17 protein-coding genes, 2 tRNA genes and 3 rRNA genes are annotated in these 22053 nt (G+C 52.0%); 11 read left to right on the top strand and 11 right to left on the bottom strand.

The window, feature by feature from the left end; all coding sequences use genetic code 11:
* Window positions 1–158 precede the first annotated feature (158 nt).
* The 4 genes from Q3V30_RS02275 to Q3V30_RS02260 all read left to right on the top strand — a co-directional run bounded on the left by Q3V30_RS02275 (window position 159) and on the right by Q3V30_RS02260 (window position 4317).
* Complete coding sequence (locus tag Q3V30_RS02275; protein ID WP_306210074.1) at window positions 159–1184, top strand: amino acid ABC transporter substrate-binding protein; 1026 nt, start codon at window positions 159–161, stop codon at window positions 1182–1184.
* 68 nt (window positions 1185–1252) lie between these two features.
* Window positions 1253–2431: an amino acid ABC transporter permease gene (locus Q3V30_RS02270; RefSeq protein ID WP_306210073.1), complete on the top strand. Its 1179-nt coding sequence runs from the start codon at window positions 1253–1255 to the stop codon at window positions 2429–2431.
* Between the two features lie 15 nt (window positions 2432–2446).
* A complete protein-coding gene (locus Q3V30_RS02265; RefSeq protein WP_306210071.1) occupies window positions 2447–3547 on the top strand; it encodes an amino acid ABC transporter permease in 1101 nt (366 codons plus the stop codon).
* Window positions 3548–3555: 8 nt separating this feature from the next.
* A complete protein-coding gene (locus Q3V30_RS02260) occupies window positions 3556–4317 on the top strand; it encodes an amino acid ABC transporter ATP-binding protein (protein WP_306210069.1) in 762 nt (253 codons plus the stop codon).
* Between the two features lie 230 nt (window positions 4318–4547).
* Here Q3V30_RS02260 and rrf read toward each other — a convergent pair.
* The 5 genes from rrf to Q3V30_RS02235 form a co-directional block, all read right to left on the bottom strand.
* Window positions 4548–4663: ribosomal RNA gene (rrf, locus tag Q3V30_RS02255) — 5S ribosomal RNA — on the bottom strand.
* 109 nt (window positions 4664–4772) lie between these two features.
* Window positions 4773–7676 (bottom strand): 23S ribosomal RNA (locus Q3V30_RS02250).
* Between the two features lie 201 nt (window positions 7677–7877).
* Window positions 7878–7953, bottom strand: a tRNA-Ala gene (locus Q3V30_RS02245).
* Window positions 7954–8132: 179 nt separating this feature from the next.
* Window positions 8133–8209 (bottom strand) — tRNA-Ile (locus Q3V30_RS02240).
* Between the two features lie 74 nt (window positions 8210–8283).
* Window positions 8284–9825: ribosomal RNA gene (locus Q3V30_RS02235) — 16S ribosomal RNA — on the bottom strand.
* The 16S, 23S and 5S rRNA genes sit together here with 2 tRNA genes alongside, the layout of an rRNA operon.
* A 513-nt stretch (window positions 9826–10338) precedes the next feature.
* On the opposite strand from Q3V30_RS02235, the gene Q3V30_RS02230 reads away from it, so the two are divergent.
* A complete protein-coding gene (locus tag Q3V30_RS02230; RefSeq protein WP_306210067.1) occupies window positions 10339–10893 on the top strand; it encodes a gamma carbonic anhydrase family protein in 555 nt (184 codons plus the stop codon).
* Window positions 10894–10936: 43 nt separating this feature from the next.
* Here Q3V30_RS02230 and aroE read toward each other — a convergent pair whose 3' ends face one another.
* The 5 genes from aroE to dprA are packed head-to-tail and all read right to left on the bottom strand — an operon-like array spanning window position 10937 to window position 14480.
* Window positions 10937–11755: a shikimate dehydrogenase gene (aroE, locus tag Q3V30_RS02225; RefSeq protein ID WP_306210065.1), complete on the bottom strand. Its 819-nt coding sequence runs from the start codon at window positions 11753–11755 to the stop codon at window positions 10937–10939.
* 10 nt (window positions 11756–11765) lie between these two features.
* On the bottom strand, window positions 11766–12338 hold the full coding sequence (gene tsaC / locus Q3V30_RS02220) for an L-threonylcarbamoyladenylate synthase type 1 TsaC (RefSeq protein ID WP_306210063.1): 573 nt from the start codon (window positions 12336–12338) through the stop codon (window positions 11766–11768).
* Window positions 12328–12885, bottom strand: coding sequence for a DNA topoisomerase family protein (locus Q3V30_RS02215; RefSeq protein WP_306213290.1), 558 nt, complete (start codon window positions 12883–12885; stop codon window positions 12328–12330). Before Q3V30_RS02215 ends, tsaC begins: the two co-directional genes overlap by 11 nt.
* Before the next feature lie 25 nt (window positions 12886–12910).
* Window positions 12911–13384 (bottom strand): DUF494 family protein Smg, encoded by a 474-nt coding sequence (gene smg, locus Q3V30_RS02210; RefSeq protein WP_034899681.1) that lies wholly within the window; start codon window positions 13382–13384, stop codon window positions 12911–12913.
* The gene (dprA, locus tag Q3V30_RS02205) at window positions 13356–14480 is read right to left on the bottom strand and encodes a DNA-protecting protein DprA (RefSeq protein WP_306210060.1); all 1125 of its coding nucleotides are present in this window, start codon (window positions 14478–14480) and stop codon (window positions 13356–13358) included. The genes smg and dprA overlap by 29 nt, the downstream gene beginning before the upstream one ends.
* Window positions 14481–14599: 119 nt before the next feature.
* Here dprA and def point away from each other — a divergent pair, with 119 nt between their 5' ends.
* The 5 genes from def to mscL all read left to right on the top strand — a co-directional run bounded on the left by def (window position 14600) and on the right by mscL (window position 19388).
* A complete protein-coding gene (def, locus tag Q3V30_RS02200; RefSeq protein WP_306210058.1) occupies window positions 14600–15109 on the top strand; it encodes a peptide deformylase in 510 nt (169 codons plus the stop codon).
* A gap of 24 nt (window positions 15110–15133) precedes the next feature.
* Window positions 15134–16078 (top strand): methionyl-tRNA formyltransferase, encoded by a 945-nt coding sequence (gene fmt, locus Q3V30_RS02195; RefSeq protein ID WP_306210056.1) that lies wholly within the window; start codon window positions 15134–15136, stop codon window positions 16076–16078.
* Between the two features lie 46 nt (window positions 16079–16124).
* Complete coding sequence (gene rsmB, locus Q3V30_RS02190) at window positions 16125–17414, top strand: 16S rRNA (cytosine(967)-C(5))-methyltransferase RsmB (RefSeq protein ID WP_306210054.1); 1290 nt, start codon at window positions 16125–16127, stop codon at window positions 17412–17414.
* Window positions 17415–17476: 62 nt separating this feature from the next.
* Window positions 17477–18853, top strand: coding sequence for a Trk system potassium transporter TrkA (gene trkA, locus Q3V30_RS02185; RefSeq protein WP_306210052.1), 1377 nt, complete (start codon window positions 17477–17479; stop codon window positions 18851–18853).
* A gap of 124 nt (window positions 18854–18977) precedes the next feature.
* Window positions 18978–19388, top strand: a complete 411-nt coding sequence (gene mscL / locus Q3V30_RS02180) for a large-conductance mechanosensitive channel protein MscL (protein WP_306210050.1) — start codon at window positions 18978–18980, stop codon at window positions 19386–19388.
* Window positions 19389–19468: 80 nt separating this feature from the next.
* Here the strand turns inward: mscL and Q3V30_RS02175 are convergent, their stop codons facing one another.
* Window positions 19469–20437 carry a sugar-binding transcriptional regulator gene (locus tag Q3V30_RS02175; RefSeq protein WP_306210048.1) on the bottom strand — a complete coding sequence of 323 codons (969 nt, stop codon included), beginning with the start codon at window positions 20435–20437 and terminating at the stop codon, window positions 19469–19471.
* 201 nt (window positions 20438–20638) lie between these two features.
* Here Q3V30_RS02175 and dalD point away from each other — a divergent pair, with 201 nt between their 5' ends.
* The gene (gene dalD / locus Q3V30_RS02170; protein WP_306210047.1) at window positions 20639–22036 is read left to right on the top strand and encodes a D-arabinitol 4-dehydrogenase; all 1398 of its coding nucleotides are present in this window, start codon (window positions 20639–20641) and stop codon (window positions 22034–22036) included.
* Window positions 22037–22053: the final 17 nt, after the last annotated feature.

Raw genomic sequence — 22053 nt, 5'->3', positions numbered from 1 at the left:
GACGCTTCTAATTATTAGCAAACCTTTCCAACAAATTCAGGGCTCTGCAATTTTGGCATTACCTTTGCAGTGTCGTGGATGGCTTCTTGCCACAGACAGGAAAAGTGCACCACAGCGTGCGTTAAACATAAAAACGATTTCGCCACACAGGATGCTTTATGAAAAAAATGATGCTCTCCACTTTGGTTGCCGCTGCAGCGCTGTTTGCAGTTGCGAATCAGGCTCATGCCGGCGCCACCCTGGATGCCATTAAGAAGAAAGGCTTTGTTCAGTGCGGTATCAGTGATGGTCTTCCTGGCTTCTCTTTTGCAGATGCCAGCGGTAAGTTCAGCGGTATCGACGTGGATGTTTGCCGTGCAGCAGCGGCGGCTGTGTTTGGTGATGCAAATAAAGTGAAGTACACCCCACTGACCGCCAAAGAGCGTTTCACCGCACTGCAGTCTGGCGAAGTGGACATTCTTTCCCGTAACACCACCTGGACTTCTGCCCGCGATGGCGGCATGGGCTTCATTTTTGCCGGCGTAAACTACTACGACGGCATCGGCTTCCTGACTCACCAGAAAGCAGGCCTTAAAAGCGCTAAAGAGCTCGATGGCGCAACCGTTTGCATTCAGGCCGGTACTGATACCGAGCTGAACGTGGCGGACTACTTTAAAGCCAATAACATGCAGTACACCCCGGTCACCTTCGATCGTTCTGACGAATCCGCTAAAGCGCTGGATACCGGCCGCTGCGACACGCTGGCTTCTGACCAGTCGCAGCTCTACGCACTGCGTATCAAACTCGGCAAGCCAAACGAATTTATCGTTCTGCCAGAAGTGATCTCTAAAGAACCGCTGGGACCGGTTGTGCGCCGTGGTGATGATGACTGGTTCACCATCGTGAAATGGTCTCTGTTCGCTATGCTGAATGCAGAAGAGATGGGCATTACCTCGAAAAACGTTGATCAGATGGCAGCCAAACCTACCACGCCTGATATGGCACACCTGTTAGGCTCGGAAGGCGACTTCGGTAAAGATCTGAAGCTGGACAACAAATGGGCCTATAACATCGTTAAGCAGGTTGGCAACTATCAGGAAATCTTTGACCGCAACGTCGGTAAAGACAGCCAGCTGAAAATTGCCCGTGGCCAGAATGCCCTCTGGAACAAAGGCGGCATTCAGTACGCTCCGCCAGTACGTTAATTCCTTCCGTTAACAGGGCGCCGGTTCGCCGGCGCCTTCGTCAGAATTGTCGTCACTGAGGTTTCAACATGTCTCAACGCCCAACCGTAAAAAGGGATTTTTCATTCAGCAATCCTGCGGTGCGCGCCTGGCTGTACCAGATCATTGCGATTGTCGTTGTTTTAGGTGTGGCGGGGTATCTGGTTCATAATACCGTCCTCAACCTGGCAAACCGCGGCATTACTTCCGGTTTTGGCTTCCTTGAACGTAGCGCTGGCTTTGGTATTGTTCAGCACTTAATCGAGTATACGGAGGGTGATACTTACGCCCGGGTATTCCTCGTCGGTTTAACTAATACGCTGCTGGTCTCTGCACTCTGTATCGTTTTTGCCTCTTTTCTGGGCTTCTTCATTGGCCTTGCGCGTTTGTCAGACAACTGGCTGCTGCGGAAAATCTCTAATATCTACATCGAAACTTTCCGCAACATCCCGCCATTGCTGCAGATTTTCTTCTGGTACTTTGCTGTATTACGCAATTTGCCGGGGCCGCGTCAGGCCGTAAATGCGTTTGATTTAGCTTTCGTCAGTAACCGGGGTCTCTATATTCCATGGCCTGAATATGCTCCAGGCACCTGGCCATTTGTGATTGCCGTGCTGTTAGCGATTGCAGGAACCCTGGCCCTGTTCCGTTATAACCGGGTATATCAGTTGAAAACGGGTCAACTGCGCCGTACATGGCCAGCTACCGTTATAATGCTGATTCTCTTCCCGCTGGTTGCGCATTTCACCTTCGGCGCTGCCATGCATTGGGATGTGCCTCAGCTACGCGGTTTTAACTTCCGCGGCGGGTTTGCTCTGATACCTGAGCTGGCGGCTCTGACGCTGGCGCTCTCAATCTATACCTCATCGTTTATTGCTGAAGTTATTCGCTCCGGTATCCAGTCAGTGCCACACGGTCAACATGAAGCCGCACGTTCGTTAGGCTTGCCTAATCCCGTTACGCTGCGCCAGGTGATTATTCCGCAGGCTATGCGGGTGATTATTCCGCCACTGACCAGTCAGTACCTGAACATTGTGAAGAACTCCTCGCTCGCCGCAGCCATTGGCTATCCCGATATGGTTTCGCTGTTTGCAGGAACGGTACTGAACCAGACCGGTCAGGCAATCGAGACTATCGCTATCACCATGGGTGTCTATCTGATCATCAGCCTGCTGATTTCGCTGTTAATGAATATTTATAACCGCAAAATCCGTCTGATTGAGCGTTAAGGGAACGGGATCATTATGACTTTAGCTACACATGAAACCCCGCCGGTGCCGACTAACGCGTTTTCCCGCACCGTCAGCTGGGCAAGAAAAAATCTGTTCTCAAGCTGGGGTAACTCCCTGCTGACGCTGTTCTGTCTCTGGGTGATCTGGACAGTGATCCCCCCTGCTCTTAACTGGCTTATTTTCCAGGCTAACTGGTTCGGTACCACGCGGGCGGACTGTACCAAGGAAGGCGCATGTTGGGTGTTTATCCATGCACGCTTCGGCCAGTTTATGTATGGGCTTTATCCCCATGAGCTGCGCTGGCGCATCAATCTGGCACTGATTATTGGCCTTGCTTCGATTGTTCCAATGTTTCTGAAAAGCCTGCCTCGTCGCGGACTCTATATTGCCGCCTGGGTTGTGGCCTATCCGATAATTGTCTGGTTTTTGCTGTACGGGGGGTTCTTCGGTCTGGAACGCGTTGAGACGCGTCAATGGGGCGGATTAACGCTGACGCTGATTATCGCTTCGGTAGGCATTGCAGGGGCGCTGCCGCTTGGAATTTTACTGGCTTTGGGCCGACGTTCGACAATGCCGGTGGTTCGCTCTCTCTCCATCATCTTTATTGAATTCTGGCGTGGCGTGCCGCTGATTACCGTGCTCTTTATGTCCTCGGTCATGCTGCCGCTGTTTATGTCTGAAGGAAGCAGTATCGACAAACTGATCCGTGCGCTGGTCGGCGTCATCCTGTTCCAGTCGGCCTATGTGGCGGAAGTGGTACGTGGCGGCCTGCAGGCTTTGCCAAAGGGTCAGTATGAAGCGGCGGAATCACTGGCGCTGGGTTACTGGAAGACGCAGGGGCTGGTTATCCTGCCCCAGGCGCTGAAGATGGTGATCCCTGGACTGGTTAATACCATTATTGCACTGTTTAAAGATACCAGCCTGGTGATCATCATCGGCCTGTTTGACCTGTTCAGCAGCGTGCAGCAAGCCACCGTGGACCCTGCATGGCTGGGAATGTCTACCGAAGGCTACGTTTTTGCCGCACTGGTTTACTGGATTTTCTGTTTTAGCATGTCGCGCTATAGCCAGTATCTGGAGAAGCGTTTTCACACCGGGCGTGCACCGCACTGAGGCTTAAAATGACACAACCTATGATCCAATCCGTCGACGCGATGATGATTACGCTCGAGAACGTTAACAAGTGGTACGGGCAGTTTCACGTGCTGAAAGATATCAATTTGCATGTTAAACCGCGTGAGCGCATCGTACTCTGTGGCCCTTCCGGCTCAGGAAAGTCCACGACCATTCGCTGTATCAATCATCTGGAAGAGCATCAACAAGGCCGTATTGTGGTTGACGGTATTCACTTAAACGACGATTTGCGGAATATTGAACGGGTGCGTACTGAAGTCGGCATGGTATTTCAGCACTTTAACCTGTTCCCTCACCTGAGCGTGCTGCAGAACTGTACGCTGGCACCTATATGGGTGCGCAAAACACCGAAGAAGGAAGCTGAGGCGCTGGCCATGCATTACCTGGAGCGCGTGCGTATCGCTGAGCATGCGCACAAATTTCCCGGCCAGTTGTCGGGCGGCCAGCAGCAGCGTGTGGCGATTGCCCGCTCTCTCTGTATGAAACCCAAAATTATGCTGTTCGATGAGCCTACATCAGCGCTGGATCCTGAAATGGTGAAGGAAGTGCTTGATACCATGATTGGTCTGGCGGAAGACGGTATGACTATGCTTTGCGTAACGCATGAGATGGGCTTTGCCCGTACCGTTGCAGATCGGGTGATCTTTATGGATCGAGGCGAGATCGTCGAGCAAGCTCCGCCGCAGGAGTTCTTCTCCAATCCGAAGTCTGAACGTACCCGCGCTTTTCTTTCGCAGGTTATCCATTAAGGGAGATAACCCTCCCAAAGTACTTCATAAAACCAGCCCTGACATATTGTCGGGGCTTTTTTATATGCATTAAAAGGGCCCCGTGCGTCAGCGCGGGGCCCTTTCGTTATTCTTCTGCGCCGGTGAGGCAGTGCGCCTGACCTGCGGACCCTCTCCCGCCCTGCACATTTTCACGGCACGCAGACGCAAAAAACCCCGGCCTTGCGGTCGGGGTCAGTGCTTTATTTAATGCCTGGCAGTTCCCTACTCTCGCATGGGGAGACCCCACACTACCATCGGCGCTACGGCGTTTCACTTCTGAGTTCGGCATGGGGTCAGGTGGGACCACCGCGCTAAAGCCGCCAGGCAGATTCTGTCATTCACGCCGCCCTCGCAGGCCGCGTAAATCAATCCGTCACAAGCTGAAAATCTCTGTTGCGTCTCTCAGACGCTCACCAGAACGCTTCTGGTGTTGTAAGGTTAAGCCTCACGGGTCATTAGTACCGGTTAGCTCAACGCATCGCTGCGCTTACACACCCGGCCTATCAACGTCGTAGTCTTCAACGTCCCTTCAGGGGTCTCAAGGACCCAGGGAAGATTCATCTCGAGGCAAGTTTCGCGCTTAGATGCTTTCAGCGCTTATCTTTTCCGCACTTAGCTACCGGGCAGTGCCATTGGCATGACAACCCGAACACCAGTGGTGCGTTCACTCCGGTCCTCTCGTACTAGGAGCAACCCCTCTCAATCTTCCAGCGCCCACGGCAGATAGGGACCGAACTGTCTCACGACGTTCTAAACCCAGCTCGCGTACCACTTTAAACGGCGAACAGCCGTACCCTTGGGACCTACTTCAGCCCCAGGATGTGATGAGCCGACATCGAGGTGCCAAACACCGCCGTCGATATGAACTCTTGGGCGGTATCAGCCTGTTATCCCCGGAGTACCTTTTATCCGTTGAGCGATGGCCCTTCCATACAGAACCACCGGATCACTAAGACCTGCTTTCGCACCTGCTCGAGCCGTCACTCTCGCAGTCAAGCTAGCTTATGCCTTTGCACTAACCTCACGATGTCCGACCGTGATTAGCTAACCTTCGTGCTCCTCCGTTACTCTTTGGGAGGAGACCGCCCCAGTCAAACTACCCACCAGACACTGTCCCCACGCCGGATCACGGCGCCAGGTTAGAACATCAAACGTTAAAGGGTGGTATTTCAAGGTTGGCTCCACGCAGACTGGCGTCCGCGCTTCAAAGCCTCCCACCTATCCTACACATCAAGGCTCAATGTTCAGTGTCAAGCTGTAGTAAAGGTTCACGGGGTCTTTCCGTCTTGCCGCGGGTACACTGCATCTTCACAGCGAGTTCAATTTCACTGAGTCTCGGGTGGAGACAGCCTGGCCATCATTACGCCATTCGTGCAGGTCGGAACTTACCCGACAAGGAATTTCGCTACCTTAGGACCGTTATAGTTACGGCCGCCGTTTACCGGGGCTTCGATCAAGAGCTTCTCCTTGCGGATAACCCCATCAATTAACCTTCCGGCACCGGGCAGGCGTCACACCGTATACGTCCACTTTCGTGTTTGCACAGTGCTGTGTTTTTAATAAACAGTTGCAGCCAGCTGGTATCTTCGACTGGCTTCAGCTCGGGGAGCAAGTCCCTCCACCTACGCGCCAGCGTGCCTTCTCCCGAAGTTACGGCACCATTTTGCCTAGTTCCTTCACCCGAGTTCTCTCAAGCGCCTTGGTATTCTCTACCTGACCACCTGTGTCGGTTTGGGGTACGATTCTGTGTTACCTGATGCTTAGAGGCTTTTCCTGGAAGCAGGGCATTTGTTGCTTCATCACCGTGGTGACTCGTCATCACGCCTCAGCCTTAAAGCGTTCCGGATTTGCCTGGAACGCAAGCCTACACGCTTAAACCGGGACAACCGTCGCCCGGCCAACATAGCCTTCTCCGTCCCCCCTTCGCAGTAACACCGAGTACAGGAATATTAACCTGTTTCCCATCGACTACGCCTTTCGGCCTCGCCTTAGGGGTCGACTCACCCTGCCCGATTAACGTTGGACAGGAACCCTTGGTCTTCCGGCGAGCGGGCTTTTCACCCGCTTTATCGTTACTTATGTCAGCATTCGCACTTCTGATACCTCCAGCAGTCCTCACAGACCACCTTCAACGGCTTACAGAACGCTCCCCTACCCAACAACACCTAAGTGTCGCTGCCGCAGCTTCGGTGCATGGTTTAGCCCCGTTACATCTTCCGCGCAGGCCGACTCGACCAGTGAGCTATTACGCTTTCTTTAAATGATGGCTGCTTCTAAGCCAACATCCTGGCTGTCTGTGCCTTCCCACATCGTTTCCCACTTAACCATGACTTTGGGACCTTAGCTGGCGGTCTGGGTTGTTTCCCTCTTCACGACGGACGTTAGCACCCGCCGTGTGTCTCCCGTGATAACATTCTCCGGTATTCGCAGTTTGCATCGGGTTGGTAAGCCGGGATGGCCCCCTAGCCGAAACAGTGCTCTACCCCCGGAGATGAGTTCACGAGGCGCTACCTAAATAGCTTTCGGGGAGAACCAGCTATCTCCCGGTTTGATTGGCCTTTCACCCCCAGCCACAGGTCATCCGCTAATTTTTCAACATTAGTCGGTTCGGTCCTCCAGTTAGTGTTACCCAACCTTCAACCTGCCCATGGCTAGATCACCGGGTTTCGGGTCTATACCCTGCAACTTAACGCCCAGTTAAGACTCGGTTTCCCTGCGGCTCCCCTATACGGTTAACCTTGCTACAGAATATAAGTCGCTGACCCATTATACAAAAGGTACGCAGTCACACCACAAGGGTGCTCCCACTGCTTGTACGTACACGGTTTCAGGTTCTGTTTCACTCCCCTCGCCGGGGTTCTTTTCGCCTTTCCCTCACGGTACTGGTTCACTATCGGTCAGTCAGGAGTATTTAGCCTTGGAGGATGGTCCCCCCATATTCAGACAGGATGTCACGTGTCCCGCCCTACTCATCGAACTCACAGTAAGTGCAGCTTCGTGTACGGGAGTATCACCCTGTACCCTGCGACTTTCCAGACGCTTCCACTGCTGCACAAACTGATTCAGGTTCTGGGCTGTTCCCCGTTCGCTCGCCGCTACTGGGGGAATCTCGGTTGATTTCTTTTCCTCTGGGTACTTAGATGTTTCAGTTCCCCAGGTTCGCCTTGCAGCACTATGTATTCATGCTGCAATGATGCACGAGTGCACCGGGTTTCCCCATTCGGGTATCGTCGGGTATAACGGTTCATATCACCTTACCGACGCTTATCGCAGATTAGCACGCCCTTCATCGCCTCTGACTGCCTAGGCATCCACCGTGTACGCTTAGTCACTTAACCTCACAACCCACAAGCGTCCCGAAGAACACTGTCTGTTGTAAGCATTTGAGAGACTCGAACGCATCGCTTATTCATTCTTATTACGGAGAATGAACACGACGCGTCGTTTCAATTTTCAGCTTGTTCCGGATTGTTAAAGAGCATAATACTTCGCAGCACACCGTTGCCGGTACGCTCTGAAGTATTTTTGAGTAAACTGCATGGTGGAGCTAAGCGGGATCGAACCGCTGACCTCCTGCGTGCAAGGCAGGCGCTCTCCCAGCTGAGCTATAGCCCCATACAGTTACTGCAGAGACCATCTACTACCACTCAACTGATTACGTTCTTTTCCTTACGGAAAACACGTTGAGGACATCACTCTTTGGGAGGAATGTAATTCTTTTCTGAACAAGGCGTGGCTTCGCGCCGCATAGTTCGCTATGCAAGTGAAGTCACAACGCGGGACAGGAAAGAATTTGGTAGGCCTGAGTGGACTTGAACCACCGACCTCACCCTTATCAGGGGTGCGCTCTAACCACCTGAGCTACAAGCCTGTAGAGGTTTTTTCTGCTCGTTACTTTTTCATCAGACAATCTGTGTGAGCACTACGCGGGAAAGTATCTTCAGGTAAGGAGGTGATCCAACCGCAGGTTCCCCTACGGTTACCTTGTTACGACTTCACCCCAGTCATGAATCACAAAGTGGTAAGCGCCCTCCCGGAGGTTAAGCTACCTACTTCTTTTGCAACCCACTCCCATGGTGTGACGGGCGGTGTGTACAAGGCCCGGGAACGTATTCACCGTAGCGTTCTGATCTACGATTACTAGCGATTCCGACTTCACGGAGTCGAGTTGCAGACTCCGATCCGGACTACGACGCACTTTATGAGGTCCGCTTGCTCTCGCGAGGTCGCTTCTCTTTGTATGCGCCATTGTAGCACGTGTGTAGCCCTGGCCGTAAGGGCCATGATGACTTGACGTCATCCCCACCTTCCTCCGGTTTGTCACCGGCAGTCTCCTTTGAGTTCCCGCCATTACGCGCTGGCAACAAAGGATAAGGGTTGCGCTCGTTGCGGGACTTAACCCAACATTTCACAACACGAGCTGACGACAGCCATGCAGCACCTGTCTCACGGTTCCCGAAGGCACTAAGGCATCTCTGCCGAATTCCGTGGATGTCAAGGCCAGGTAAGGTTCTTCGCGTTGCATCGAATTAAACCACATGCTCCACCGCTTGTGCGGGCCCCCGTCAATTCATTTGAGTTTTAACCTTGCGGCCGTACTCCCCAGGCGGTCGACTTAACGCGTTAGCTCCGGAAGCCACGCCTCAAGGGCACAACCTCCAAGTCGACATCGTTTACGGCGTGGACTACCAGGGTATCTAATCCTGTTTGCTCCCCACGCTTTCGCACCTGAGCGTCAGTCTTTGTCCAGGGGGCCGCCTTCGCCACCGGTATTCCTCCAGATCTCTACGCATTTCACCGCTACACCTGGAATTCTACCCCCCTCTACAAGACTCTAGCCTGCCAGTTTCAAATGCAGTTCCCAGGTTAAGCCCGGGATTTCACATCTGACTTGACAGACCGCCTGCGTGCGCTTTACGCCCAGTAATTCCGATTAACGCTTGCACCCTCCGTATTACCGCGGCTGCTGGCACGGAGTTAGCCGGTGCTTCTTCTGCGGGTAACGTCAATCGGTAAGGTTATTAACCTTACCGCCTTCCTCCCCGCTGAAAGTACTTTACAACCCGAAGGCCTTCTTCATACACGCGGCATGGCTGCATCAGGCTTGCGCCCATTGTGCAATATTCCCCACTGCTGCCTCCCGTAGGAGTCTGGACCGTGTCTCAGTTCCAGTGTGGCTGGTCATCCTCTCAGACCAGCTAGGGATCGTCGCCTAGGTGAGCCGTTACCCCACCTACTAGCTAATCCCATCTGGGCACATCCGATGGCGTGAGGCCCGAAGGTCCCCCACTTTGCTCTTGCGAGGTTATGCGGTATTAGCTACCGTTTCCAGTAGTTATCCCCCTCCATCAGGCAGTTTCCCAGACATTACTCACCCGTCCGCCACTCGTCACCCGAAGAGCAAGCTCTTCTGTGCTACCGTCCGACTTGCATGTGTTAGGCCTGCCGCCAGCGTTCAATCTGAGCCATGATCAAACTCTTCAATTAAAAGTTCGATTTGCTGCAACAAGTGCAGCGATGCTCAAGTGTAAAACACTCATAATGAATTTCATTATGTGTTCACTCTTAAGACTTGATATTTTCTGCGCCTTGCGGCGCTGATATCAATCCTGCGAGTGCCCACACAGATTGTCTGATAAATTGTTAAAGAGCGTTGCGGTAAGCGCCCTGAGGCGTTACTGCGAGGTGGCGTATATTACGCTTTCCTCCTTCGGAGTCAACAACATTTTCAGAAGTTTTTCTCCGGCGGTTCAGCTTCCTGACCCTCTCAACCCGGCGGCCGGTAAGCCGTTGTTCCGTGTCGATGGAGGCGCATTATAGGGATCCCGTTTCAGAGCACAAGGGTTTTTTCGATCTTTCTGTTTGGTTGCTGGATTTTCACTCTTTCCGCCGAGATCTCAGACGATCCGCACAAAAATGGAGCGTAGTCGGCAAGAGTTATTGATCCCGGAAGCCTCGCCGCACTACCCTTCAGGGATCCTATTCAGACCAGAGGTAGCTATGTCAGGGAAACTACGATCTTATAAAGAGTACAGCCCCCAGTCGGGGCTGCGCGTAATGGTGGATGATTCAAGCGTAGTGGTGGGTGAAGTGGAGTTGCAGGATGACGTCAGTATCTGGCCGCTGGTCGCTATCCGCGGTGACGTAAACAGAGTGGTCATTGGCAAACGCAGCAATATTCAGGATGGAAGCGTGCTGCATGTTACCCACAAGTCATCTTATAACCCTGAGGGCTATCCGCTGATCGTTGGGGAAGATGTCACTGTGGGTCATAAAGCTATGCTGCATGGCTGCACGATCGGCAATCGCGTTTTAGTCGGAATGGGATCAATTTTGCTTGATGGCGTGGTGGTAGAGGATGATGTGATGATAGGCGCTGGCAGTTTAGTACCGCCGGGAAAACGCCTGGTCAGCGGATATCTCTATCTTGGTAGCCCGGTCAGGCAGGCGCGCCCGCTGAGTGAGGAGGAGATCGCGGGGCTTCTTTATTCTTCTGCCAACTATGTGCGTTGGAAAGATGACTATCTGGCTCAGGAGAGTGAAAGCCAGCCCTGAACATGTTCAATCCCCCTCTGTTGACGGGGATTGAACAGCCTGATTACCCCTGAAGTTCCGCCTTCATAACGGCAATAACGGGGGTGATATCGGGCAGCTTACCGTGCCAGAGAAAGAAAGAGTGCGCGGCCTGCCCCACCAGCATTCCCAATCCATCAGCCATTTCCTTCGCGCCCTGCTGCTCACACCAGCTTAGAAAAGGCGTGGCTGTCGCCTGGTAAAACATATCGTAGCAGCGGAGAGAAGATGAGATCAACGAAGCGGGGATTGCCGGAATTTCTCCCCCTATCCCGCTGGAAGTCGCATTAATGATCAGATCGAACTGCTCACCAGCAAGCCGATCCATTGCCTTCGCATTAACGCCACCCGCATGCTGAAAAACGTCGGCCAGCAGCTGAGCTTTGCTAAGCGTACGATTGGTGATTGTCAGGGAGCAACCGAAGGAGAGTAAAGGCAGGATGACTCCCCGGGCAGCCCCACCAGCCCCTATCAGCAAAACTCTGTCGCCAGGTTTGATAAGATTCAGACGTTGCAGATCTGTCAATAAGCCGATGCCGTCCGTGTTGTCGCCCAGCAGCCGTCCATCTTCTAGTCTCTTGACCGTGTTTACCGCCCCGGCCATTGAAGCCCTTTCAGTCAGTTCATCAGCCAGTGCGTAAGCTTCTTCTTTAAAGGGTAAAGTAACGTTCGCGCCCTCTCCCTGTTGGGCAAGGAACTCAGTTAAAGAAGCGGCAAACCCCTCTACCGGTGCACAAATGCGCCCGTATGAATGAGGGAGCCCGGTCTGCTCGGCAAATAGTTGATGAATTCGGGGAGATTTGCTGTGGGCTATCGGATTACCAAACACGGCGAAAGTGTGCATCTTATTTCCTTTATCCCTGACGAATCAGTTCGCCAGTGACGACATCGCGAATTTCTGACGGGTTCTGGCGTCCGCCGGTTGTTCCCATCAGAACAGGAAACTGCGGGCCAAATTGTTGATGAACTTCCTCAGCCGTACGGCAAGGCTCAAGTCCCGTAAGGTTAGCGCTGGTTGAAACCAGCGGTTTTCCAAATTCCCTGCACAAACTTTGCACGTCAGAATGGTTAGTGACACGTACAGCAAGGGAATCAAACCGCCCGGTCAGCCAGCGAGGCGTCGTTGCCCGCGCAGGCACTACCCATGTCACCGGCCCGGGCCAGGCCGCCAGCATTCTCTTTCTCTGCTCATCAGAAAGTGCGTAGTCATCTATATAGGGGAGCAGTTGCGCATAGTCCGCAGCGATCAAAATCAGCCCTTTTGCAACGGGTCGCTTTTTTAATGTCAGCAAGGCCGTCACGGCAGACTCGCTATCAGGATCGCAACCCAGGCCAAAGACGGCTTCGGTAGGATAGGCAATAACGGCGCCCTGTTGAAGCTGTACCAGACAGGCGTCCAGCGTGCCGGGGAAAAACTTATTCTTCACTTCTGATTCCTGGTGTCACTGGCTTTCCACAGGCTTTACTGGCGCAATAACGCCTTAACCCGCGTGCCGTTTTTTTCTCAATTAAAAGGGGGAAATGACAAAACTCACACTCACCTTCCACAGGGGTAAAGTTCACCGCAAACTGACAGTCAGGATAGCGATCGCAAGCATGGAAGGTTTTGCCATAGCGTGAGCGGCGCTGTACCAGTTTCCCCTGCTGACACTGAGGGCAGGAGAGCGTCGTCAGATCGGGCTTATCAATTACCTCGGTATGTCCGCACTCCGGATAATGGCTACAGCCAATAAACATGCCAAATCGCCCCTGGCGTAAAACCAGCTCTGACTGACATTCCGGGCAGAACTGCCCCTCAAGAACTTTAACAATGTGACCATCGGCCTGATGTTTTAAGGGCCGAATGTATTCACACTCGGGGTAGTGCGAACAGCCGAGAAAAGCGCCGTGTTTGCCGGAGCGAATAACTAATTCTGCCCCACATTCAGGGCAGGGCTCATTTTTTCGCACAGCGAAAAGCGCTGTTTTATTCATAACATTTCTTACACGAAGAGGATCTTCAGTGCACAATTCCTTCATTGACGTCGAAAAGAAGTTCTTCCATCTGTTGATAGGCGTTTTCACATCCAGGGATATTAAACAGCACCATCAGCACCACCCATTTGAGATCTTCCAGATCAAACTCGAGAGTATCCAGGGCCATAATACGTTCGATAACCATTTCGCGGGTTTCCAGATTCAGCACCTGAATTTGCTCCAGGAACAGAATAAAGCCCCGACAGTTGGCATCTAAACGCTGGCTCTCTTCCTCGGTGTAGATACGCATAGACAGCGGATCGGTAGCCAGCAGAATCGGTGCAACAAGCCCTTCCTGATAATCTGCAAGCTTTTCCAACCAGTTCAACGCATTATAAATATCTTCACGATGAAAACCGGCATCGGTTAGATCATCAGTTAATTTATCCTGATCAACGCGCATTTCAGCTTCGTTGTGGATATACGTTTCAAATAAGTACATTAGTACGTCGAACATGGCTTGCCCTCCTCAATCGGACATAGCCGCCGGGTACAGCTGCGATCCACCCTGCTAACTCCAACTCAAGCAGCTTAGCTACGATGGCTGGCACAGGTTGGCCGGCACGTTCAGCGACGACGTCAACAGGTGTAACCTCATCTCCTACGTTAGCCAACACCTCAGCAAATGGCAATGGCGTATTGCCCTCCTCATGCGAATATATTATTGAATTTTGAGCTACAGGTAACCATTTGAGGTCGCTTCTCAGCTGCTCAAGGATAGAATCAGGATGCGCGGTCAATAATGCGCCCTGCTGAATAAGCCAGTGAGGCCCTTCACTTCCCGGATTTCCTACAGCGCCGGGCAAGGCATAAACATCACGATTTTGTTCCAGAGCCAGCCTTGCTGTCACCAGAGAACCGCTGTTCATTGCAGCTTCTATTACCAATACTCCCAGACTCAGTCCGCTAATGATTCTGTTGCGGCGCGGGAAATTTTGCGGCTGCGGGGTCATGGCAAGAGGATATTCAGAAATGACGGCGCCTCCTGCCCCGATAATTTCTTTTGCCAGCCCTTTGTGCTGTTGCGGATAAAGGTGGCATAAACCGCTGCCTAATACTGCCAGCGTTTTCCCACCAGCCTCCAGAGCCGCACGATGGGCAATGCCATCAATGCCTGATGCCAGACCACTGGTGATGGTAAGGCCGCTTAAGGCTAAAACCTGCGAAAAGTAGGTTCCCCAGTTTCTGCCATACAGTGAGCATTTGCGGCTGCCTACAACGGCAATTTGTGGGGTTTTTAAAAGCTCGGGGTTGCCGGCAATAAACAGCAAGGGAGGAAAGGAAGAGATCTCTCGTAGCCGTGTCGGATAGTCTGCGCTGTCGCAGGTCAGAAGATGATGGTCGGAGTGATCCAGCCAGCACAGCGTTTTATCAAGCGTAACGGGATCGTAGTTCAGAAACGTCGCGCCTTGTTCCTCACTCAATCCTGCTTCAGTCAACTCCTGTTTACCAGCCATACCCAGGCGAATCAACGATGCTACTATCTGGATTCGCTGCGCCGATCTTATTCCCGAAACGCCAGAAAGGCGTAACCAAATCTCCGTTGGTGTCATTTCACAATCCCTGTTGAATCTGCCCGGCTAACATAGCGGGAATGCTGTCAATCACCGCCCGAAATGTCTACAATAAGAAAGATAAATATCTAATCCCTTGAACACAGATCTGGAAAGTTATGTCAGTTTTGCAGGTATTACATTTTCCTGACGAGCGCCTGCGCATCGTTGCGAAACCCGTTAAAGAAGTAGATGCCACCATTCAGCGCATCGTTGATGATATGTTTGAAACGATGTATGCCGAAGAGGGCATCGGGCTGGCGGCCACGCAGGTGGATATTCATCAGCGCATTATCGTGATTGATGTGTCGGAAAATCGCGAAGAACGACTGGTGTTAATTAATCCGGAAATGCTGGAAAAAAGTGGCGAAACGGGCATTGAAGAGGGCTGTCTTTCTATCCCTGAACAGCGTGCCCTGGTACCGCGTGCCGAAAAAGTGAAAATTCGTGCCCTCGATCGGGACGGTAACAGTTTCGAGCTGGAGGCCGACGGTCTGCTCGCTATCTGTATTCAGCATGAAATGGATCATCTGGTCGGTAAGCTGTTTATTGATTACCTGTCGCCCATGAAGCGTCAGCGTATTCGTCAGAAACTGGAAAAGCTTTATCGTCAGAACGCCCGTGATTAACACGAGCCTGAATAAGGGAAGAGCGTGTCCGAAGCCTTGAATATAATCTTTGCCGGTACTCCTGACTTTGCAGCGCGTCATCTTGACGCGCTTTTGTCTTCTGGCCATAACGTGGTTGGCGTATTTACTCAGCCGGATCGTCCAGCGGGCCGGGGGAATAAAGTCACCGCCAGTCCGGTCAAACAGCTGGCTGAACAGCACAACCTGCCTGTTTTTCAGCCCAAATCTTTACGCCCCGAAGAGAACCAGCAGCTGGTTGCCGCCCTGAACGCCGATATTATGGTGGTGGTGGCTTACGGTCTTATCCTTCCAGCCCCTGTGTTAGCGATGCCCCGGCTTGGATGTATTAACGTGCATGGTTCTCTGTTGCCTAAGTGGCGCGGCGCGGCCCCCATTCAGCGTGCCTTATGGGCAGGTGATGATGAAACCGGCGTGACCATTATGCAAATGGATGTCGGGCTTGATACCGGTGATATGCTTTATAAGCTCGCCTGCGCTATCGAGCCAGACGACACCAGCGCCACGCTTTATAACAAGCTGGCTGCGCTGGGACCTGAGGGGATGCTGGCCACCTTATCGGCGCTGGCAGAAGGGCGTGCTCAGCCAGAAGTGCAGGATGAGACGCTGGTCAGCTATGCGGAGAAGTTGAGCAAAGAAGAAGCCCGGCTTGACTGGCAGCTCTCCGCTGCGCAGCTTGAACGATGCATCCGGGCTTTTAATCCGTGGCCAGTGAGCTATTTCACTGTTGACGATCAGTCAATAAAGGTCTGGAAAGCTACCGTCCTCCCCCATGTTAATAAACAGCCGGGCGAGATAGTTCAGGCTGATAAAATGGGGATTCAGGTTGCGACCCTTGATGGCGTGTTGAATATCGAAGAGTTGCAGCCTGCCGGTAAAAAACCGATGAAAGCTCAGGACCTGCTGAATTCCCGTCGGGAATGGTTCACGCCAGGCAATATCCTTGCCTGATGCTTCGCCCGGCACGCTGCCGGGCAGATTTTGATTTGCGATCCCTATGAAAAAAAATACCAACTTGCGCAGCATTGCTGCCCAGACTATTGAAAAAGTGGTCGAGCAGGGTCAATCCCTGAGTACTGTGCTGCCCATTGCGCAAAAAAGCGTTGCCGATAAAGATGCAGCGCTACTGCAGGAGCTTTGCTATGGGGTATTACGCACCCTTCCGCAACTGGAGTGGATCATCAGTCAACTGATGGAACGCCCGATGACAGGCAAGCAACGCACCATTCACTTTTTAGTTATGGTGGGGCTTTATCAGCTGATTTATACCCGTATCCCCGCGCATGCGGCTCTGGCCGAAACGGTGGAAGGGGCGGTATCCCTGAAGCGGCAGCAATTCAAAGGGTTGATAAACGGCGTGCTGCGCCAGTTCCAGCGTAAGCAGGAAGAGCTAACCCAGCAGATGAACAGGGGCGATCAGCAATACCTGCATCCTAAATGGCTGCTGGAAAGGCTCAGGCGCGCCTGGCCAGAGCAGTGGGAAGCCATTGTTGCAGCAAATAATCAAAGACCGCCAATGTGGCTCCGTGTTAACCGTCAGCACCACACGCGTGAGGCATGGCTGAGCCTGCTGCAGGAGTCCGGGAAGATGGCGGAACCCGATCCGGTGCATGCTGATGCTTTAATGCTTGAAGCTCCCTGCCCGGTTTCACAGCTTCCCGGTTTTGATCAAGGGTGGGTTACTGTGCAGGATGCTTCGGCCCAGGGATGCGTCGCTTTATTGGATCCTCAGAACGGAGAAGAGATACTTGATCTCTGTGCTGCCCCTGGCGGGAAAACCACGCATATTCTTGAGGCTGCTCCCCAGGCAAAAGTGCTTGCCGTGGATATTGATGCGCAACGCCTGACCAGAATTGTTGAAAATCTCCAGCGACTGAATATGACCGCTGAAGTGAAAGTGGGAGATGGCTGCTTCCCCGAGAGCTGGTGCGGCGAGCGTCAGTTTGACCGTATTTTGCTGGATGCGCCCTGTTCAGCCACTGGCGTCATTCGCCGTCATCCGGATATCAAATGGTTGCGTCGCGATCGTGACATAGTCGAGCTGGCCGCCCTGCAGCAAAAAATCCTGGAAGCGATCTGGCCTCATTTGAAATCAGGCGGCACGCTGCTTTATGCAACGTGCTCCATTTTGCCGGAAGAAAACCATTTGCAGGTTGCAGACTTCCTTCAGCGTCACGAAGATGCCATTCTGACAGAAACAGGTGAGCCTGAGCGGCCCGGGCTGCAGGTGTTCCCGGTTGCCGAAGGCGGTGACGGGTTCTTCTACGCCAAAATAATTAAGCGATAATTGCCGCGGCCGGAAGAAGTTTTCCGGCCATCCTGACTTCCCACGAAGCAGACTGAAGCACAATGAAAATAATCATTCTTGGCGCCGGTCAGGTCGGTGGCACGCTTGCCGAAAACCTGGTTGGTGAAAACAACGATATCACCGTGGTAGATACTGATTCGATCCGATTGCGTCAGCTGCAGGATAAATTCGATCTTCGTGTAGTCCAGGGGCACGGTTCGCACCCCAGGGTACTGCGTGAAGCGGGTGCCGAAGATGCTGATATGCTGGTTGCGGTGACCAATTCGGACGAAACCAATATGGTGGCCTGTCAGGTTGCCTATTCCCTTTTTAATACGCCTAACCGTATAGCCCGTATTCGTGCGCCAGATTACATCCGTGATGCAGAGAAACTGTTTGTTCCTGAAGCGATCCCTATCGATCACCTGATCTCTCCGGAACAGCTGGTTATTGATAATATTTATCGTCTGATCGAGTATCCGGGCGCGCTGCAAGTGGTGCCCTTTGCTGAAGGAAAAGTCAGCCTGGCGGTGGTAAAAGCTTATTATGGCGGCCCGTTAGTAGGTAATGCTCTGGCGGTAATGCGGGAACATATGCCGCATATTGATACCCGCGTGGCAGCCATTTTCCGTCAGGATCGCCCTATCCGCCCTCAGGGTTCCACCATCGTGGAGGCGGGAGACGAAGTATTCTTCATTGCGGCGAGCCAGCATATTCGCGCTGTAATGAGCGAATATCAACGTCTCGAAAAACCGTATAAACGCATTATGATTGTCGGTGGCGGTAACATAGGGTCTGGCCTTGCGCAGCGGCTGGAGAAACACTACAGCGTTAAGCTGATTGAACGCGATCAGCAACGCGCCGCTGAACTGGCTGAATTGTTGCAAAATACCATTGTGTTTTATGGTGACGCTTCGGATCAGGAATTACTGGAAGAGGAGCATATCGATCAGATCGATCTGTTTATTGCGATCACCAATGATGATGAAGCCAACATTATGTCGGCCATGCTGGCTAAACGCATGGGGGCGAAAAAAGTGATGGTGCTTATTCAGCGCAAGGCCTATGTCGACCTCGTTCAGGGTAGCGTTATTGATATTGCCATTTCGCCACAGCAGGCGACAATATCGGCTCTGTTGGGACATGTTCGTAAAGCGGATATTGTAAGTGTTTCGTCACTACGCCGCGGCGTGGCTGAAGCTATTGAAGCCATTGCACATGGTGACGAAACGACCTCACGCGTGGTGGGCAGATTGATCGATGATATCAAACTACCGCCCGGAACCCTCATTGGTGCAGTTGTACGGGGGGACGACGTGATGATAGCCAATGACAATCTGCGGATTGAGCAAGGCGATCATGTGGTGATGTTCCTGACCGACAAAAAGTTTGTTTCGGACGTTGAACGTCTTTTCCAGCCAAGCCCCTTCTTCCTCTGAATCAGTACGCCAGCCTGACGGCTGGCTGCTTTATCTTACTGATTATTCATTATTTCATTCATGATTATGGAAAAAGCCAGATCGTTTGTTAGACTTAACAATTGGCACAGGAAAGGAGATAACAATGAGTTTATTCAAAGAGTTTCGCGATTTTGCGATGCGCGGCAACGTTGTCGATCTGGCGGTCGGTGTCATTATTGGTGCGGCATTTGGTAAAATCGTTTCATCTCTGGTGGCGAATATTATTATGCCACCGCTGGGGTTACTGATTGGTGGGGTAGATTTCAAATCGTTCGCCTGGGTATTGAAACCAGCCGTTGGCGATACTCCAGCCGTTATCATGCAGTATGGTATTTTTATCCAGACGGTATTTGATTTCATCATCGTAGCGTTCGCCATCTTTATGGCAATTAAACTGATGAACAAGCTTCATAAGAAGAAAGAAGTGGAAAAGCCTGCGCCTAAACCCAGTGCAGAAGAGACTCTGCTCACGGAAATTCGCGACTTGCTGAAGCAGCAAAATACCGGCAATTGATATCCTGCCAGTGAGGATAAAATCACGTCCTGTTTATTGAACAGTCTCCTGCCCCTGGGGCGGGAGATTTTTTATTAATCCTACAGCGTTTTTCTTTCTGGCAACTCCCCCCGCAGTAAATAGCGTGCGGACTCTTCATCAGTAATGAATCCATTAATCCATCTTCCTTTTAATACGGCTTCAATTGCCTGATATTTATCAGCTCCGCCAGCAAAAGCCAGGGTTGGCCTGACCGGTCGTTGCGGAAGCGCTATGCTGGTTAGACGTTGCTTTAACTCACTTTTTATCAGCATGCCATTCTCATCAACAATATGGCCGACCACCTCCGCCACCGCGCCTAGTTCCAGCAGCCTGTCCAGTTCTTCCCTGTTGATAAATCCCTGAAGAAAAATCGGGCAATTCTGCGCAATATCGCCGATCCCCAGAAAAGTCATATCGGCCATTCTGGCTTTTTCAGTAACTGTTTTATAAATCCTGTTATTGCACCAGAGGTCGCGATCGTGTGCGTTATCAGCAAACATTGGGGCTGGCACAATAAAATATTTCCCCCCGGTTTTTTGCGCCATGCACAGCGGCACGTCGTACCGCGTAGTGGTTCCATCGGCAGTCATCGCACCGAGTAAAGAAACAGAATGATGCTGGAAATATGTAAGGTCGGGCATTTTTTCAATTGCAGCGCGCAGTGTCCTGCCTGACCCCAACGCAATCGTCATTCCCGGCGTTGCAGAAAGCAGGCTGGCCATGACGCTGGCAGCGGCAGATGTCACCATCTTCTGGCACGCGGCAGGCGCCAGTCCCGCAGAAGGGACAACCTGGCAAAATTGCAGGTTGTATTTCAAAACAAGTGCAGAGGCCAGCTTCAGGCAATCCGACACGGCGTGCATAATTTGAAATGAGATCAAATTTTCTGCAGAAGCCCTGGCGATGAGACGCTGCACAACCTGACGCGAGACGCCAAGACAGTCGGCAATCTGATATTGAGTGTAGCCGGTAATGTAATACAACCATGCGGCGCGGGCAGCGGTATGGGTTGTAATCGTCCTTTTCATCCTCTACTCCCCTCACCTGTTTTTTGCCAATTTCAGCAATATTGGCCTCACGTTATCTGACGGCAAGGTTTTTTTAACCATTTACACACAAATTAATCACATTTGTGAGCTAATGCTCTTTAGAGGGGCAATTATTCATTTACGCTACGTGAACTTTCAAAAGCCCTGTTAATGGGCAAATGACCATTTCGGGAGACAATCATGGCAGCGCAGCAGACGTTACAATGGGTACATATCGGGGCCGGTTCATTTCATCGCGCCCATCAAGCCTGCTATCTTAATCGCCTGTTGCAACAGGGGGGCGACAGCGCTGTAGAGTGGCATATTGCTCTTGGTAACATCAGAGATGACGCGGAAACGCTGCTTTCCATACTCGAACGGCAAAAGGGGGAGTATGTACTTGAAACCGTTTCCCCGGCGGGAGAGCGGGAATATGAAAAAATCACCGTAATCAAAAAAATCATTCCGTGGGATATTAAGCTGGCAGCATTGATTGCTGAGGGCGCTGCGCCAGAGACCAAAGTGATCTCATTTACGGTGACAGAGGGAGGTTATTATCTTGATTCTCATCGGGTACTGGATAAGAGCAACAGGGATGTTGACCTTGACCTAAAAGGAGGTGTTCGCACCATTTATGGTGCTATTGCGCATATCCTGCAACGAAGAATGGAACAACAGGCTGGGCCGATTACCCTGATGTGCTGTGACAATGTGCGGCAAAACGGTGAGCACTTTCGTGACGGCCTGGTACAATTTCTCACGTTGCGCCAACAAGATGGATTACTGAAGTGGCTGGCAGAATCGGTGACAACCCCCAATACTATGGTGGATCGCATTACACCACGCCCCTCTCCCGACATTGCAGCCAGGGTAAAAACGGCACTGGGCATCAGTGATGCTGCACCCGTAATGGCAGAATCCTTTATTCAGTGGGTGGTGGAAGATAAATTTGCTGCTGAGCGCCCGGCGCTGGAAAAAGTAGACGTAGCGCTGGTGAACAATGTGGAGGCGTATGAAGAGGCCAAAACTCGCATCCTTAATGCCAGCCACAGCGCTATTGCATGGGCGGGAACCCTCCAGGGCCTCTCTTTCATTGACGAAAGTACGCATGTAAAGGCTATTTATCAGTTAGCCTGGGACTATGTCACTGAAGATGTCATTCCCTGCCTGACTCCCTCTCCGCTTGATCTGGAAAGCTACCGGGATGTAATTCTCGAGCGTTTTGGTAACCCTTATATCAAGGATACCAATCAGCGTGTAGCGGCCGATGGCCTTTCCAAAATACCTGGATTTATCACTCCAACGTTAATCACGCGTTATGAGCAAGGGGAGACACCCCGTGCATGTGCAAAACTTCCCGCGCTCTTTTTCCTGTTTATGCGGCGATGGCATGAAGGTTCGCTGCCGTACAACTACGAAGATGGCATTCTCGACCCTCATCAAGTTCACGCCTGGTATCAGAGTGAAGATCCTGTCAAAGCATTTGCCAGTGATAATGCCCTTTTCTCCACGCTTGCGGGTAAAGCCAATTTTATCCAGCTGATACGAGAATCTGTCGAATGCCTGGAAAAAGCAGCACTGACTTCAACTCACCAATAAGAAAATAAGCATTTTAC

Origin of the sequence: Erwinia pyri, from assembly GCF_030758455.1 — a bacterium.
In the GTDB taxonomy this organism is placed as follows: domain Bacteria; phylum Pseudomonadota; class Gammaproteobacteria; order Enterobacterales; family Enterobacteriaceae; genus Erwinia; species Erwinia pyri.
This window is presented reverse-complemented; position numbering and strand designations above follow the sequence as displayed.